The sequence below is a fragment of the Brevibacillus formosus genome (assembly GCF_003013405.1).
Classification (GTDB): domain Bacteria; phylum Bacillota; class Bacilli; order Brevibacillales; family Brevibacillaceae; genus Brevibacillus; species Brevibacillus formosus.
Map to the genome: position 1 here is coordinate 45,830 of NZ_PXZL01000013.1, position 14,666 is coordinate 60,495.

Consider the following 14,666-nt stretch of genomic DNA (forward strand, 5'->3'; position numbering starts at 1 on the left):
GTCGGGAGATGGTTTCTTTTTTTAGGAATGGTTATGTTGTTTATGATCATGCGGATGGTCGTGGTTGTGCTCATGCTTATGGTTATGATCGTGATCATGGGAATCGGCTGTTGCCTGGCAATGTAAGTCACCATGTACAGTAGAGGAGTTCTCAATCTGAATGGTAGCGTGTGTAATGCCGAATTCTTTTTCCAAAAGGACCAGTGCGTCATTTAACACAGGGTAGCTGGGCAAATCGTCCTGAACAACCAGATGGCATGTCAGGGAATCAAATCCGGAAGTAACCGTCCAAATGTGCAGGTCATGCACTTTGATAACTCCAGACAGCTGACTGAGTCGTTCTTCCACTTTTGCCGTATCCAGCCGGGAAGGGGCTCCTTCCAGCAAAATATTGACGGATTCTTTCGTTACGCGCCATGCGCTCAGCATGATCAGGACAGCCACGACGATACTGATGATCGGGTCGGCAATGTACCAGCCAAAAGCCCACATCAGGATACCACCAACGATTGCACCGACAGAACCGAGAAGATCGCCGAGAACGTGGAGATAGGCGCTGCGTACATTGACGTTGTTCTTGGTGTCACCACGCATGAGTACCATCGCTGCAGCAATATTTGCCAAGAGTCCAACTGAGGCAATAATGATCATGGAGCCACTGGCAACCTCAGGGGGATTCCACATGCGTTGGAACCCTTCCCAGAAAATGAACAAGGAGATCAGCACGAGTGTCACACCATTGGTCAGTGCAGCCAAGATTTCAAAACGTTTCAACCCAAATGTTCTCTTGGCAGAAGGTGGTCGTGAAGCGAAATGAACAGCGATCAAGCTCAATAGAAGCGCTAATGCATCACTTAGCATATGTCCAGCGTCAGAGAGCAACGCCAAGCTATTGGTGAGGAAGCCCCCGATGGTTTCTACAACCAAAAATACAGCAATGATGAGGAAAGAAATGAGAAGAGCTCGTTTACTGGCTCCTTTTCCATGGTGATGGTGGTCGTGACCATGACCATCTCCATGATCGTGATGATGAAATCCCATAATTGTGTCCTCCTTATAACATGAATGAATTATAGATGCTCTGCTAAATAAAGCGCGTCATTCCCAACACCGCCCATAAGCGCTGATCCTCGTGTATGCTGCCAGGGCAGCCCGAGAAAGGATAGGCCAGGAACTTTTGTTATCCCGCGATGATGAATCGGTCGGCCGTGGGAATCGAGCAAATTAGGGACGTTAAGCCAATCGTAGTTCGGTCGAAAACCGGTAGCCCACAATATGTTATTAACCGTTGCTTGAGTTCCATCAGCAAAAATAGCAGTGTTTCCATTCACCTGTACTGCCCGGGGAACCAATCGCAGTGCTCCGGATCTGGACAATTCGCGGACCTGCTTTTTGTAACCGAAAATGGGATCAGGTGATTGACTCAATTTTTGTCCAAGCCAGGTGGAGCGGGGGACATCAAGTAATCCGAGTACCTTCATGTAATCAAAGATAGGTTTTCCAAAAATGAAGAGCGGCAAGTAAGAACGTGATTCGCCTTGTGAAAAAATAACGGGTCGATGAGCGGCAAGCTCTACTGCGATTTGTGCGCCAGAGTTGCCACTGCCCACGACGAGGACAGGACCGTCAATGAGCTGGCTTTCATTTTTGTACTGCTCGGTGTGCCATTGACGAATGCTGGGGTCCAAGCTGTTTGCGATAGCTGGGATATAGGGTGTATGAAAGGGCCCCGTAGCAATCACTACCTGGTTCGCGAAGAGCAAGCTGTCTGGTGTCCGAACCTGAAATCTAGATCCGGCATGGCTAAGTTCCAAAACGGTAGTTCCGAGCATGACTGGCAATTCAAAACGTTTCGCGTACAATTCCAGATAATCTGCTGCATCGTCTTTGTTTGGGAGTGTATGCGGCTCTCCAGGGAAAGCGAGGCCAGGCAGATAATTATATTTGCGAGGCGTAAAAAGTACGAGTGAATCGTACCGCTTGCGCCAACTATCACCAATCCGTTTGTTTTGCTCCAAGATGACAAAACGGCGGCTTTTACGCTTGAGAGCATAACCGAGAGCAAGTCCTGCCTGCCCTCCGCCAATTACGATGACGTCATAGTCGTTCATGATTCGGGCCTTCTTTCCGGTAAGGATTACCTAAATCATACCATATTCATTATTATATTCAAGTAATTGTTTGAATGTTTTTTGGACATCAGCAAAAAAGGCCGCCACTATTGGTGACGGACCCGGATAAAAGCCAGTGGATTTACGGCTTTGATTGCTTCAATTCGGCAGCATGCTCAATACCACACATGATTAAATGGCGGACATGATCGTCGTCGAGTGAGTAATAGACGAGCTTGCCATTTTTTCGGTACCGGGCGAGACCCATGTTTTTTAACAAGCGCAGATGGTGGGAGGTATTGGGAATCGAACTATTGATGGTTGCAGCGACATCGCATACGCATAGCTCTCCTTCAAGTGCCAGCGCATAAATGATTTTTGCTCGCGTATCATCTGCAAGAGCCTTGAAGAGAGGGGCGACACCTTCCGTCTCCATCATTCTGGGCCGAAGCCTGTTTACTTTTTCTTCGTCGATCGTCTGGACTTCACAAACCTCTAGATCAGTGGGAATGCGCTGAATGTCTTCGCTCATTTCCTTCACCCCAAACCGTACCATTTTCCACCATTATAAGACGGATAAAGGGGGAAGGGAAGGCTGGACAACCTGTTCATTTTGTAAAAAAAGGTCAAGGAAAAGAAGGAAATATCGGTGCCTTTATATAAATAGGAATGATACCTATTTGCGAAAAGAGAGGAGAGAAATTCCACTTGATTCTGAAGATTCGCCAATTCCTGGTTGAAATAATCGGGGCGCTCCTGCTTGGACTAAGTGTCGTTTGGTTAACAATGGGCAGGGACAGCGGCTTGTTTTCCGGTTGGAGCATAGAATGGTCCCCTTTGTGGCTTGATGTGAAAACCTTTTTCCTTAGTATTTGGCTGGAAGCAATCCCGTTTGTCCTCTTGGGTGTATTCTTTTCTGCGTTTATCCAGACGTTTGTGACAGAAGAGCAGGTAAGGCGTTGGACACCGAAGCATCCACTCGTTGCCCTGCCGTTTGCCGGGTTACTGGGATTTTTATTCCCCGTATGTGAATGTGCCATTATCCCTGTGGTTCGTCGCTTGATACAAAAAGGGATGCCGCTGTCAGTCGGGATTGTTTTCTTATTGGCGGGACCGATTGTGAATCCCGTTGTTTTGTCATCGACCTATGTGGCTTTCGCGCGTCAGCCGGAAATGGCTCTCTACCGGGGCATTGCGGGATTCGTTGTTGCGCTAATTGTAGGCATGCTTGTGTTCCTGTTTGTCAAAAAAAATCCAATACGGCTCGGCATGGAATCGCAAATCAGTCATGAAGCCGACCATGTAAAAGCGACGGGTGGAAAGCTATCCTCGACGTTTGCCCACGCGGTGGATGAATTTTTCGACATGGGGAAATATTTGTTGTTTGGTGCGTTTATCAGTGCGCTTTTACAGGTGTACATCAGCCGGGATACGCTCATGGACATCGGTCAAACACCGCTCACCTCCAATTTGGTCATGATGGGGATGGCGTACTTGTTTTCGCTTTGCTCAGAGGCAGATGCGTTTATCGCTGCTTCCTTTGCCAATACATTTTCAAGCAGCTCGTTGCTTGCCTTTCTGGTTTTTGGCCCCATGCTCGATTTAAAAACGACGTTGATGCTATTTGGAACGTTTCGCTTTGGTTTTGTTGTCAAGCTGGTCGTAGCTATTACGCTTTTGGTGATTTGCGTCACCATGCTCATACCGATGTAAGGAGGAGAATATGGATCAGAACAAATTGAAGCGTCATCATATCATGCGCAGTTTGATTTTGGCAGGCATTACAGCGTTATTGGCCTATTTGATCCTGTCGGAAACACTCAGTCATTATCTCGCACCGCGATTGCACATGTTCAGCTATGTCACACTCGTCATCCTGGCCCTGTTGACAATTGTCAGCATACGGCAAATTTTTGTTGGCAGTAGCGTTTACGATTGCGATTGTGAGGAGCAGCACAAAGTTCCGCGTACACCTATGGGCTCCCTTTTGGTTTATAGCTTGTTTATACTCCCCATCGTAATGGGATTTGTCATGCCGGATAAAATTCTTGGCAGTGATGTAGCCGAGAAGCGGGGGATCACGCTACTCAGCAATGATGTACGAAAGCTGGCGGATGTCACGGCGAACGCGAATATGAATGCGAATGCAACAGAGAATGCAAAGCAGACAGCAGAGGTAAAAGAAGATGCCGAGCCAAGCGTAGAACCGCAGTCAGAGACTACCAATCAAGTAGCAACACCCCCAGTGCAAGCAACAGACGACGAGCAATTGCGGCAACGATTCTCGAACGGGGGATTTGGTGACTTTTATACGGATATCGCCGTCTTTTTACATAAACAGCCAGTGATTGAACTGAATGACAAAGTGTTCTTGGACGGACTCACCACAATGGAGCTATATGCAAAAGAATTTGCTGGGAAAGAGCTTGAAACGATGGGATTTGTATATCGGCAGCCTGATTTTACCAAGCAGCAGTTTGTTGTAGCGCGTTTTTCCGTCACCTGCTGTACAGCAGATTCCAGTGTTTACGGCGTTCTGGTGGAAAAGGATGACGCGAACAAATGGGCAAAAGATAGCTGGGTAAAAGTTCGTGGAAAGCTCGAGCTGCGTCAGGTAGACGGATACGACATGCTAGTGCTCAAAGCATCTCAGGTAGAAGCCGTCTCCGCGCCGAAAGATCCTTATGTGTATTACAGCTTTGAAGCAGCAACAGACAGTTAAAATGCGGGGGAACCGAAATGATCGTGCGACTAGATTTACAGGATGAACAAACGGTACAAAAACTTTGGAACATGCAGCAAAGAGCATATCGTGTAGAGGCAGAGATAATTGGTACAGAAGATATTCCTCCCCTGCGAGAATCAGTAGAACAACTGAGAGCATGTGGAGAAACGTTTTATGGCTACATAGAAGGAGGCGAGCTGGCTGGGGCTGTATCTTTTTTGATCGAAGGAGATACATTGGATATTCACCGAATGATTGTAGATCCTATTCATTTTCGCAAGGGAATCGCGAGTCAATTGCTTGCCTCTGTCCACGAGCATGGCAGCAGCAAGATCATCGTCGCGACTGGTTCTTTGAACGAACCGGCCGTACGGTTGTATGGGAGACATGGTTTTACCTTGACGGATAAAAAAGAAGTGAAGCCCGGTCTTTGGCTATCTTTTTTCGAGAAAAGGATAAAGTAAGTCTTCGCACATCCACTGCTATAGATTGCTTGACACCACCTTTCGTTGTTAGTATATTGGTTACAACGAGGGGTGGTACAATGAAAATCAGTAACAGATTCACCATCGCAGTACATATACTGTCGCTTATAAGTGTCCGTACCGATAATATGACCTCAGAGCAAATAGCCGATAGTGTGAATATTAATGCGGGATATATTCGGCAAATCAGTGGACTTTTGAAAAAAGCCGGATTAATCGGAGTGAAACGTGGATCGGGTGGAGCATACTTGTTAAAAGAACCAGTTTCTATTTCTTTATACGACGTTTATCAAGCCGTCGATGTAGTCGTCGAGGGTGAACTCTTCCATTGGCATGAAAATCCCAATCCAAATTGTTGGGTTGGATCTAATATCCATGATGTTTTGGAAATCTATTTATTGAAGGCACAACAAGCTATGGAAGAGGTCTTGAGAGCAGTCTCCATCCATGAAATTACTGAGATCATGATTAGAAAAAAAAATGCTTCTTCGGGAGCATAATTTTTTTGGTTTTGTTGTAAGTGTTTTACTAACAACGAGCCCACCCTCTCAAAAAAATGATTACACAAGGAGGATTTAGCAATGGTTGGTTATGAATCTGAAATTAAAGAACTTCACTGGGATCAAGATGTAAATTCATTTCTTCAACTTATTCCAAACATCATTTATTCCGACAAAGGGAACAACCCTTTAAAGCTAAACTTATTGGTATATAGAAATCCGATGGATGCTCTATTTAATCGAGAGGGTAACAAAGAGGTTTATCCATTGATTATCTATCTGCAAGGTTGTGGATGGGGATGGAGCGACCAAGATTTGTTCGCCTTTATCCCACAGCTGTCAGAATTCGCCAAACGCGGGTATGTCGTTGCAAGCGTGCAATACCGCCTTAGTTCAGAGGCTATTTTTCCTGCTCAACTCGATGATGTGAAGGATGCGATACAATTTCTAAAATCAAATGCTGCGAAGTACAACATAGATCCAAGCAAAGTCGGTCTATGGGGAGATTCCTCCGGTGCACACTTAGCTTTACTAGCAGGGTTAGATGCTTTGGGATCAGAGGAAAATCAATGTGTGGTTCAAGCAGTTGTGGATTGGTTTGGGCCAACCGAATTACTGTCCATGAGCAAATACCCTTCTGTTTTTGACCATGATTCACCACATTCGCCGGAGTCTAAGCTAGTGGGAGGAGCGATTCAAGAGAATCAAGCAAGAGCAAGAGAAGCGAGTCCCATCGAGTATGTTCGTTCGGATGCTCCGCCCATATTGATTATGCATGGTGACGCAGATGATGTAGTGCCCTATGAACAAAGCGTTGAACTTTTTTATGCATTGCGCAGAGCTGGAAACAATGCAAGTATGTATAAAATTAAAGGAGCAGGGCATAACGGTTTCACACAACAGCAAACGATGGATGTTGTTAAAGCTTTTTTCGACGAACATTTAAAATAAACGCTAGTGACCTAATAGAGAAGGATCTCATAAAAAAGACAGCCCCGTAACGTGCCCCCCTTAAAATAGCCATTGGAACACACCCTGTTGTTGAAGCCGATGAATATTTTAGAGGGTGCTTTTTTCGTGGCGAAAAAGGGGCAAAAAATTCCGAAACGATAAGGTAGGGGACAACGTAGAAGGTATCATGAAGGATTTCTTGTTTTACAGCCAAAGATCTTGTATACGGAGGATTAAATTGTGAGAAAACAATGGGTTGGCAAAATTGCTATCGTAATAGGGATGGTCCTGTTTGTTTTGCAATATTATTTACAGACCTTTGAATACGGCTATATTTTATCAGGGCTTGGGGTGATTCTCTGCCTGATGGGAGGGTTCCTGGTTGCGAAGGATTCTCCCAAAAAGGAAACAAAGATGTGATCCTGTAAGAAAGAAATAGACTAAATATATAGTGACAGCGGTGAATTATTCGATTGATATAAAAGCGAGGTGCAAAAATGGAAAATCAAAAAGAGCAGTGCCCAAAATGCGGATGTAATGAGATTGGAACAGGGAGGCAGTCCGGTGATGCGAGCGTGTTTCCTGTAGGCAAGTTTTTTGTTCTTGGTTCTATTATCACTTATAGAATCTGTACAGATTGTGGCTATGTTATGGAAAGTTATGTTGAGAACCCGTCTAAATTTAAAGATTAAGATGGTGATTTAACAAGGCTATGCAGTTGATGGCATTCTACAAAACAACCCGGATAACGGGCACTTTTTTCAAGTGTCTGTTTCCGGGTTTTCTTTCTTTTTACAGTCATAAGCTTATTTGGTATCGTCTGTTTCTTTCTGTTGGTCTTCATAAAACCAGAGAGGATCATCGCAATCCTCATCACCATTGTAGTTGATTAAGATTTCTTCACCCGCTTGAATGTCCGTATACGCATAAAAATCAAACGTGTGGTTGTCGAAGTTAATCTCATACGTGGCATTTGGCGTGTAGGAATGATTAAATAGCATGCCATAGCCTAACAAGAGGGCTGTGTGATTGGCGCCGTACTCAAATGCATAATCCGCGAGTAAGGTTTTCTCGATATGCTCATGCTCTTCGTTCAAATAGGGCAGCACGGGCGCTTCATGAATCAGGTCGCCTTTTCGGATATCTTGCGTTGCAAATACACCTCTATTTAATTCTCCATTGCTTAGTTTGGAGGTCTTGACTTCGATCATGCGGATCACCTGCATTTCTTATGTCTGTGGAAAACGTATCTTTCTAAGGATGACAGTTGATCGAGCAGAAAGCAATGTTTTTTATTTGATAACCAAATGATGGCGAACCGCATAAGCAGCGAGCTGGACGCGATTAGCCAATTGCAGCTTCTCGAGAATGTTTTTCAGGTGGTTTTTCACAGTGTTTTCAGCGATGATCAGCGCTTCGCTTATTTCCCGATTCGTTTTTCCGGCTCCCACATACATGACAATCTCTCGCTCTCGTGGGGTCAGAACAGCGGGCACCATTTCATCCGTCGCCTCTTCTTGACGGAAGCGGTACATGAGACGGGTTGCCATTTCGCGAGTCAACTCACTGTCCTCGCCGAGCAAGGCATGCAAGTAGTTAATCCAGTCGTCAGGCTCTAAATTTTTCAGCAAGTAACCTTGGGCACCGAACTGAATGGCCGTGATCAGGTCAGCAACGTCATCGGAGACGCTGAGAATGACGACCTTGATGTGCGGGTATGCTTTTTTGACCTCACGGGTCGCTTCGAGTCCGCTCCATTTCGGCATGTTGATGTCCATGAGCACAAGGTCCGGTTGTATTTGTCCGCATAAGAGAAAGGCTTCCTCGCCATTTTGCGCTTCTCCGATGACCTCAAAAGAGGGATCGGGATCAAGCAGGCTGCGAATGGCCATACGAGCCATAGGGTGGTCGTCGGCAATCAATACACGGTAAGCGTTCATAGTGTTTTTCCTCCTGAATGAGAAGATAAGCGGATGATCGTACCGCCTGCCGGTCGTACCTGAATGTCGATGGAGGCGTTCAACTGGCGCGCTCGCTCACGCATCATGGACAGACCGTATTTTTTCGTATCGGGAGAAGGGTTGGAAATCCCAATGCCATCGTCCTCAACGGCGAGAAGCCAGCCAGTTGTTTCATCCGTCGTGAGGTGAATCCACGAATGCTTGGCCTGAGAATGCTTGCGAATGTTGGCAAAAGCTTCTTGGATGATCCCGAACAGTTGCACTTCTGCGGTGGGAGTGAAAAAGCCGTCTTTGACATGCAATTCGCTAGCAACGTCGATCCCAGATAAAGCGCTCCATTGCGCCAGACATTTCTCAAGGCGTTGATCCAGACTGCCTTCTTCTGGCAATGAGCGCAAGTTAAAGATGGCTTGGCGAACATGATTGTCGATGGCAGATACAGCGACCCGTGCATCGTCCAAGTGTCCCTGCTTCAGCTTTACGTTGAGGAAGAACAGAGACTGCGCAATCCCGTCGTGTAATTCGCGGGCAAGGCGTTCCCGTTCTTCATAGACAGCGCGACGAGCTTGTTCCTCGACAATTCGTGCATTCATTTGTTTAAGGGTGTGAAACATCCAGGTAGCGAATAAAAAAGAGAGAAAGAGCGTCAAGAGGGTAATGTACACATTTCCGACTTCCATAGACATATAGGGCAGCAGAAAGTCATGACGGATAAATTCAAAACCCCCGATGATGATGGTTGGAATCAAAAAGGTCAACCAATAAAAGATCCGATAGGACATGCAGACGCCTCCTTGCATGACTGTTGGCAAACATTCCTTAAGTATACCGAATGGGACGAGCGGATGGTATACTCAGGTGAGAAAAGGTGGAAAGCAGGAGGGAATGTCATGAGCACGATTGCGAAAGCGTTGACAATAGCGGGTTCAGATAGCGGTGGGGGAGCTGGGATTCAGGCAGACCTGAAAACCTTTCATCAACTCGGTGTGTACGGGATGAGTGCAATCACAGCGATCACTGCACAAAATACATTGGACGTAGCAGGCGTTTATCCGTTGCCGACAGAGGCAGTTGCCCAGCAAATGCATGAGGTGCTGCGTGATCTTGGCACTGACGCGGCGAAAACGGGCATGCTGTTTAACGCTGATATCATTCGTGCTGTTGCGGAACAGGTCAAAGAGTTTGGCCTGAAAAAGCTGGTGGTAGACCCTGTGATGATTGCCAAGGGAGGGTCAAAATTACTGCTGGACGAGGCAATCGTTGCATTGAAAAAAGAGCTGCTGCCACTCGCGGAAGTCGTCACACCTAACTTGCCAGAAGCAGAATGCTTGACTGGCATGAGAATCGAGACGACAGACGAGATGCGCGAAGCGGCAAAAGCGATACATGCGTTAGGCGCCCGCAATGTCCTGATGAAGGGTGGACATTTGCAAGGGGATGTTGTTGTTGATATTTTGTTCGACGGTACCGCATTCCATGAAATATCCCATGAGCGCATCCATACACGTCATACCCACGGCACAGGTTGTACGTTTTCAGCGGCTCTCACAGCAGAGTTAGCCAAAAATACACCGCTCATCACTGCGGTTGAAAAAGCAAATCGCTTTATCTTCGAAGCAATTAAGACAGCACCACAATTGGGTGGCGGGCATGGGCCGACCAATCACTGGGCGGTTGTAGACTAAATTTATCAAAAGAATGCCCCACAGCGATGCAGTACAAGCAATCGCTGATGGGGCAATTTTTATTTGACTTCTACAGAAAAAGTACCTTGAAGGCGTTCAGGATAGCTGGACAGAGGAAAGGAATAGAAAGTAGGTGTGCCTTTGTTTGTTTTTCGCTTGAATAGTATGGAATAGTTTTGAATAGATTCATCATCTGTTGAGGAGGAGCTTGCTTGCACAGAATCATATTTATTTCCCCGGTCGTCCGTCAGATCATACCCTAAGGAGATATAAGAGTGTTTATCTTGAGGCGGAACCTTCAAGGAAAAGTCCATGCCAACGACATCATCAACTTGACGTAGTGCCGTTAATGTTAGGCGATCATTTGGCACTTTTGTTAATGTGCCGGTCTTCGCATCAATCACGATTTGCAATTTATCTTTGTCTATAGCACGAATGCCATCGGCTTTGAGAATAAGCTTTTCGGGCTCTACAAAATAAATACTCTCCAGATGGTATATCCTCCCATTCTCACCGTTGTCTCGAACGGGAACGCCATTTCCCCAAAAAGCGAATGTTTCACCTTTTTCATCTTCGAGCCTTAGCTTATCAAAATCAAATACGTGTTTTTGGTTAGCTGGATCAAAGCGAATGCTCACTTCAGTCTGAGTGGGAAATACTGCGATTTGTTCAATCGTAAAGCGTTGACCGTCAACTGTGACATCCTTCATCACTGGATACACTTTTTTCTCAAAAGTCTTGAATTTGTTTTTATCTACAGCAAAGTCGATCAAGAGAGGAGTCTTTTGTTCGAGATTATCGGTTTTTAGCGTGATTTTTGCAGTCATCGAATCGGGTATTTCATTGGCTTCTTCGATCATAATATCAATACGATTCTGAATCACAGGGTCTTCGCTCTCCATGCTTGACCAAGACATACCATGTTTCCATTCCTTTCCTGTTTGGTCTAACAACTCGATCTTGTGCAAGCCTACTTTTTTATCGGTGAAAGAATGTTTTAGTGTATAGAAGAGGACCATCCGTTTTTCGTCGGCCAAAACTTGATCGATGGTAAACGTCACATCTTCTACTGAATCACTGGCGCCAATATCCTGGACAAGATTGTGTTCTGCTGCCTTTTGCAAGCCTTTATCATCCCGAAGAAACTCAACGATCTTTTCCATCCCGGGAATCGAGCTGACATAAGCGGCAACAGCAGGCGAAAGGCGGACGGAAAAAATAAACACGAAAATAAACAAACAAGCAACCAGACTAGAACCAATGCGTATCCACCGATTGCGGCTCCGATTTTGACGCAGCTCTTTTGCTTGCTCCATCCCTCTTCGAATGTATTGATCAATCTCAGCGGGAACAATGAATGGACTCGCATTCTTTTTTTCATTTTCACGCATAAAGCTCACCAGCCTTTCCCGAGATCTTTGCGAAGTGCACCCAAAGCCTTGTGCAGCCATGTTTTGATGGTGCCTTCCGGATGACCGAGTACCTCTGCAATGTCGCGTATCGTCCGATCTTCAAAATATTTCAAAATAATGATGTGGCGGTAATTCGGGCTGAGACGAGCGAGTGCCTCTTCGATTTGAATACGCTCGACATTTTGGTCGTCCATAGGAATACTTGCACGACTTTGGACGTCATCCTCCATGGGATCCAAGATGATCCGTTTTCGGCGCTTTTGCTCATCCAGACAAATATGAATAAGGATGCGGGTCAGCCATGTGCGAAAATATGCAGGCTGTTTCAATCGTGTCAGCTTTAGATAGGAACGGCACGTTGCTTCCTGAATGGCTTCCAATGCATCCGTCTCATTACGAAGAAAGGCGTAGGCGATTTTATACAGTTGTTCTTTATGAAGGCTGACGAGTTGAAAAAAGGCATCATCATCCCCAACTTTTGCGCGCGAAACGAGCTGTTCCAGATTCACTTTTTCCCCTCCTCTAGAATTAGACGGCGCAGGTGCCAAAACGGTTTTCATAAATTGTCAGCCGAGCTCTTTTTTTTGAACCAATCGCCTGTCCACTGCTTACTGTAAAAGAAAGAAGTGTGTGGGGATGGGGTGCAGTGCATGTGGATCAAATGGGTTACGATTCATGAATCGTATGGCCTCCCGCGGATTGCGCAGGAATGTCGGCGTTATTTGGAAATGAAAGGAATTCGAGTCAGGCTTTTGTCCAGACAGACCAAAAAAGCAGGACATGTCTATACATTGCAAGTACCGCAAACGCAGCAGGAGCAAGCAAAGGCGCTGCTACGCCATTTTAAGAACACCCTGAAATAACGGAGCAAAGCCATACTTCCCCTTAGGTCCAGTCGAATGGCACGGGCATACTAGGTGAAGGGGGGATGATGGCTATGGGAACGACCCTTTTGGAAAGACCTGAAAAAACGGAGCAAAAAGCGAGCAACCTGTTTGTTCCGGATTATATTTTCGTCGAGCCACATGCATTGAATTATCCACTAGGTCAAGAGCTGTATCGCCGTTTTCAAAAAGAAGGAATTCCGATGCAGATGACGACCAGCCATAATCAGGTTCGTGGCATCCCTGGGGATACAGAAGTGGAGAAATATCGCAATGCGAAGCGGACATTGGTCATTGGTGTACGCAAAACATTGAAGTTCGAGACTTCCAAGCCTTCCGCAGAATATGCCATCCCACTGGCTACGGGATGTGCTGCCCACTGTCACTATTGCTATTTGAACACAAATATCGGGACAAAGCCGTATGTACGGGTGTACGTCAATACAGATGAGATTCTGGCGCAGGCCGAGAAGTATATCCAAGAACGCCCGGGAGAAATTACTCGTTTTGAGGCAGCTTGTACATCTGATCCGGTAAGCATTGAGCATCTTACGGGCAATCTGAAACGAGCGATTGAGTTTATGGGCCAGCAGGAGTTTGGGCGGTTGCGCTTCGTGACCAAGTTTCACCACGTGGATTCCTTGCTGGATGCCAAGCACAACAAGCATACTCGATTTCGCTTCAGCATGAATGCCGACTATGTCATCAAAAATTTTGAGCCAGGCACATCCAGCTTTCATCAGCGACTGGAGGCAGCAGGGAAGGTAGCCAAGGCTGGTTATCCGCTCGGCTTTATTTTAGCGCCTTTGTATTGGTTTGACGGATGGGAAGCGGGGTATACCGATTTGCTGGAGCGGCTGCGTTCGCAGTTGGTCCCCGAAGCGATGGAGGATTTGACGTTCGAGTTGATCCAGCACCGTTTTACCAAGATTGCTAAAAGCTTGATCCTCCAGCGCTATCCGAAAACGAAGCTGGAGATGAAGGAAGAAGACCGTAAGTACAAATGGGGGAAATACGGGAAAGGGAAGTATGTCTATCCCGACATCCAAGCAAAGGCTTTGCAGGCCCATTTGGAAAGCGAAATTGCCCGACTGTTTCCGCAAGCTCGTGTTGAATATTTTACCTAAGAACCAGACTGCTCTTGATGAAGAGCAGTTTTTCTTTTTGTGAAGCATACTACCAAACGATACCAAACGACACGATGCGAATGTTTTCGACAAACGCTTACATACATGCTAGAATATGGAGTGCTCTCATTTTCTTGAAAGGAATCGAAGCATACATGAAGTCCATATTAATTACCGTTGAGGGACCTATTGGTATTGGGAAAACCTCTTTATCACGGGAACTAAGCCGTGCATGCAACTTGCAGCTGCTGGAAGAGATTGTCTACGAAAACCCGTTCCTGGGTAAATTTTATGAAAATATTGCCGAATGGAGCTTTCAACTCGAGATGTTTTTCCTCTGCAATCGTTACAAGCAGTTGCAGGATATTCATTCACAGTTCCTGAATCAAGGCATTTCCGTTGTCTCTGATTACAATATTTTCAAAAATACGATTTTTGCCAAACGGACGTTACAAGAAGATAACCTGCCAAAGTACCTCAAAATTTATGATATCCTAACAGAGGATTTACCTCAGGCCCATTTGGTAATCTACATGACTGCTTCGATTGAGACCGTGATGAAGCGGATTGCAATGCGCGATCGCGAAATGGAGCGCAGCATGGATGTCACCTATATGGAGAACCTGATTGCTGATTACAACGAGTTTATGGAAGCGTTTGAAAAGCATCATCCGGATACGCCTGTCATCAAATTCGATTGTGACGATTTGGATTTCGTACATCGACCAGAAGATTTGAAGGTTGTACTAGATCGAATTGCACCTCGGATTCAAGAGTTGATGGGACAAGAAGGATAGGGAACGAAGGAAAAGTAAGCATGGGGAT

19 protein-coding genes are annotated in these 14,666 nt (G+C 45.9%); 11 read left to right on the forward strand and 8 right to left on the reverse strand.

The genetic code is table 11. From position 1 onward, the window contains the following. Nucleotides 1-21: 21 nt before the first annotated feature. The 3 genes from C7R91_RS12680 to C7R91_RS12690 form a co-directional block, all read right to left on the reverse strand. On the reverse strand, nt 22-1,041 hold the full coding sequence (locus tag C7R91_RS12680) for a cation diffusion facilitator family transporter (protein WP_047068664.1): 1,020 nt from the start codon (nt 1,039-1,041) through the stop codon (nt 22-24). Nucleotides 1,042-1,070: 29 nt separating this feature from the next. Next, on the reverse strand, nt 1,071-2,111 hold the full coding sequence (locus tag C7R91_RS12685; protein WP_047068665.1) for a flavin-containing monooxygenase: 1,041 nt from the start codon (nt 2,109-2,111) through the stop codon (nt 1,071-1,073). Between the two features lie 142 nt (nt 2,112-2,253). After that, nucleotides 2,254-2,643 (reverse strand): ArsR/SmtB family transcription factor, encoded by a 390-nt coding sequence (locus tag C7R91_RS12690; RefSeq protein WP_047069462.1) that lies wholly within the window; start codon nt 2,641-2,643, stop codon nt 2,254-2,256. Between the two features lie 176 nt (nt 2,644-2,819). On the opposite strand from C7R91_RS12690, the gene C7R91_RS12695 reads away from it, so the two are divergent. From C7R91_RS12695 to C7R91_RS12725, 7 genes are all read left to right on the forward strand, one after another. Beyond that, the gene (locus C7R91_RS12695) at nt 2,820-3,824 is read left to right on the forward strand and encodes a permease (protein ID WP_047068666.1); all 1,005 of its coding nucleotides are present in this window, start codon (nt 2,820-2,822) and stop codon (nt 3,822-3,824) included. Nucleotides 3,825-3,834: 10 nt separating this feature from the next. Continuing rightward, complete coding sequence (locus C7R91_RS12700; protein WP_047068667.1) at nt 3,835-4,833, forward strand: TIGR03943 family putative permease subunit; 999 nt, start codon at nt 3,835-3,837, stop codon at nt 4,831-4,833. Between the two features lie 17 nt (nt 4,834-4,850). Continuing rightward, entirely contained in the window at nt 4,851-5,300 is a 450-nt protein-coding gene (locus tag C7R91_RS12705) for a GNAT family N-acetyltransferase (protein ID WP_047068668.1), read from the forward strand. Nucleotides 5,301-5,380: 80 nt separating this feature from the next. After that, on the forward strand, nt 5,381-5,821 hold the full coding sequence (locus tag C7R91_RS12710) for an Rrf2 family transcriptional regulator (protein ID WP_047068669.1): 441 nt from the start codon (nt 5,381-5,383) through the stop codon (nt 5,819-5,821). 81 nt (nt 5,822-5,902) lie between these two features. Then, nucleotides 5,903-6,772 carry an alpha/beta hydrolase gene (locus C7R91_RS12715; protein WP_047068670.1) on the forward strand — a complete coding sequence of 290 codons (870 nt, stop codon included), beginning with the start codon at nt 5,903-5,905 and terminating at the stop codon, nt 6,770-6,772. Nucleotides 6,773-7,012: 240 nt separating this feature from the next. Next, on the forward strand, nt 7,013-7,192 hold the full coding sequence (locus C7R91_RS12720; protein ID WP_047068671.1) for a hypothetical protein: 180 nt from the start codon (nt 7,013-7,015) through the stop codon (nt 7,190-7,192). A 77-nt stretch (nt 7,193-7,269) separates the two neighbouring features. Then, nucleotides 7,270-7,464: a transcription initiation factor TFIIIB gene (locus C7R91_RS12725; protein ID WP_083995022.1), complete on the forward strand. Its 195-nt coding sequence runs from the start codon at nt 7,270-7,272 to the stop codon at nt 7,462-7,464. Nucleotides 7,465-7,578: 114 nt separating this feature from the next. Here C7R91_RS12725 and C7R91_RS12730 read toward each other — a convergent pair whose 3' ends face one another. From C7R91_RS12730 to C7R91_RS12740, 3 genes are all read right to left on the reverse strand, one after another. Beyond that, nucleotides 7,579-7,983: an SET domain-containing protein gene (locus C7R91_RS12730; RefSeq protein WP_047068672.1), complete on the reverse strand. Its 405-nt coding sequence runs from the start codon at nt 7,981-7,983 to the stop codon at nt 7,579-7,581. An 81-nt stretch (nt 7,984-8,064) separates the two neighbouring features. Beyond that, complete coding sequence (locus tag C7R91_RS12735) at nt 8,065-8,712, reverse strand: response regulator (protein ID WP_012685827.1); 648 nt, start codon at nt 8,710-8,712, stop codon at nt 8,065-8,067. Further along, nucleotides 8,709-9,515: a sensor histidine kinase gene (locus tag C7R91_RS12740; RefSeq protein WP_106786197.1), complete on the reverse strand. Its 807-nt coding sequence runs from the start codon at nt 9,513-9,515 to the stop codon at nt 8,709-8,711. The genes C7R91_RS12735 and C7R91_RS12740 overlap by 4 nt, the downstream gene beginning before the upstream one ends. A 108-nt stretch (nt 9,516-9,623) precedes the next feature. Here C7R91_RS12740 and thiD point away from each other — a divergent pair, with 108 nt between their 5' ends. Next, nucleotides 9,624-10,418: a bifunctional hydroxymethylpyrimidine kinase/phosphomethylpyrimidine kinase gene (gene thiD, locus C7R91_RS12745; protein ID WP_047068674.1), complete on the forward strand. Its 795-nt coding sequence runs from the start codon at nt 9,624-9,626 to the stop codon at nt 10,416-10,418. Nucleotides 10,419-10,477: 59 nt separating this feature from the next. Here thiD and C7R91_RS12750 read toward each other — a convergent pair whose 3' ends face one another. Next, the gene (locus tag C7R91_RS12750) at nt 10,478-11,869 is read right to left on the reverse strand and encodes a DUF4179 domain-containing protein (RefSeq protein ID WP_258183143.1); all 1,392 of its coding nucleotides are present in this window, start codon (nt 11,867-11,869) and stop codon (nt 10,478-10,480) included. Beyond that, a complete protein-coding gene (locus C7R91_RS12755) occupies nt 11,815-12,339 on the reverse strand; it encodes a sigma-70 family RNA polymerase sigma factor (RefSeq protein WP_047068676.1) in 525 nt (174 codons plus the stop codon). Before C7R91_RS12755 ends, C7R91_RS12750 begins: the two co-directional genes overlap by 55 nt. 141 nt (nt 12,340-12,480) lie before the next feature. Here C7R91_RS12755 and C7R91_RS12760 point away from each other — a divergent pair, with 141 nt between their 5' ends. The 3 genes from C7R91_RS12760 (at nt 12,481) to C7R91_RS12770 (ending at nt 14,638) form a co-directional block, all read left to right on the forward strand. Further along, on the forward strand, nt 12,481-12,693 hold the full coding sequence (locus C7R91_RS12760) for a hypothetical protein (RefSeq protein WP_047068677.1): 213 nt from the start codon (nt 12,481-12,483) through the stop codon (nt 12,691-12,693). Between the two features lie 74 nt (nt 12,694-12,767). Then, on the forward strand, nt 12,768-13,841 hold the full coding sequence (gene splB, locus C7R91_RS12765) for a spore photoproduct lyase (protein WP_047068678.1): 1,074 nt from the start codon (nt 12,768-12,770) through the stop codon (nt 13,839-13,841). A gap of 155 nt (nt 13,842-13,996) precedes the next feature. Further along, complete coding sequence (locus tag C7R91_RS12770; RefSeq protein WP_026043007.1) at nt 13,997-14,638, forward strand: deoxynucleoside kinase; 642 nt, start codon at nt 13,997-13,999, stop codon at nt 14,636-14,638. Nucleotides 14,639-14,666: the final 28 nt, after the last annotated feature.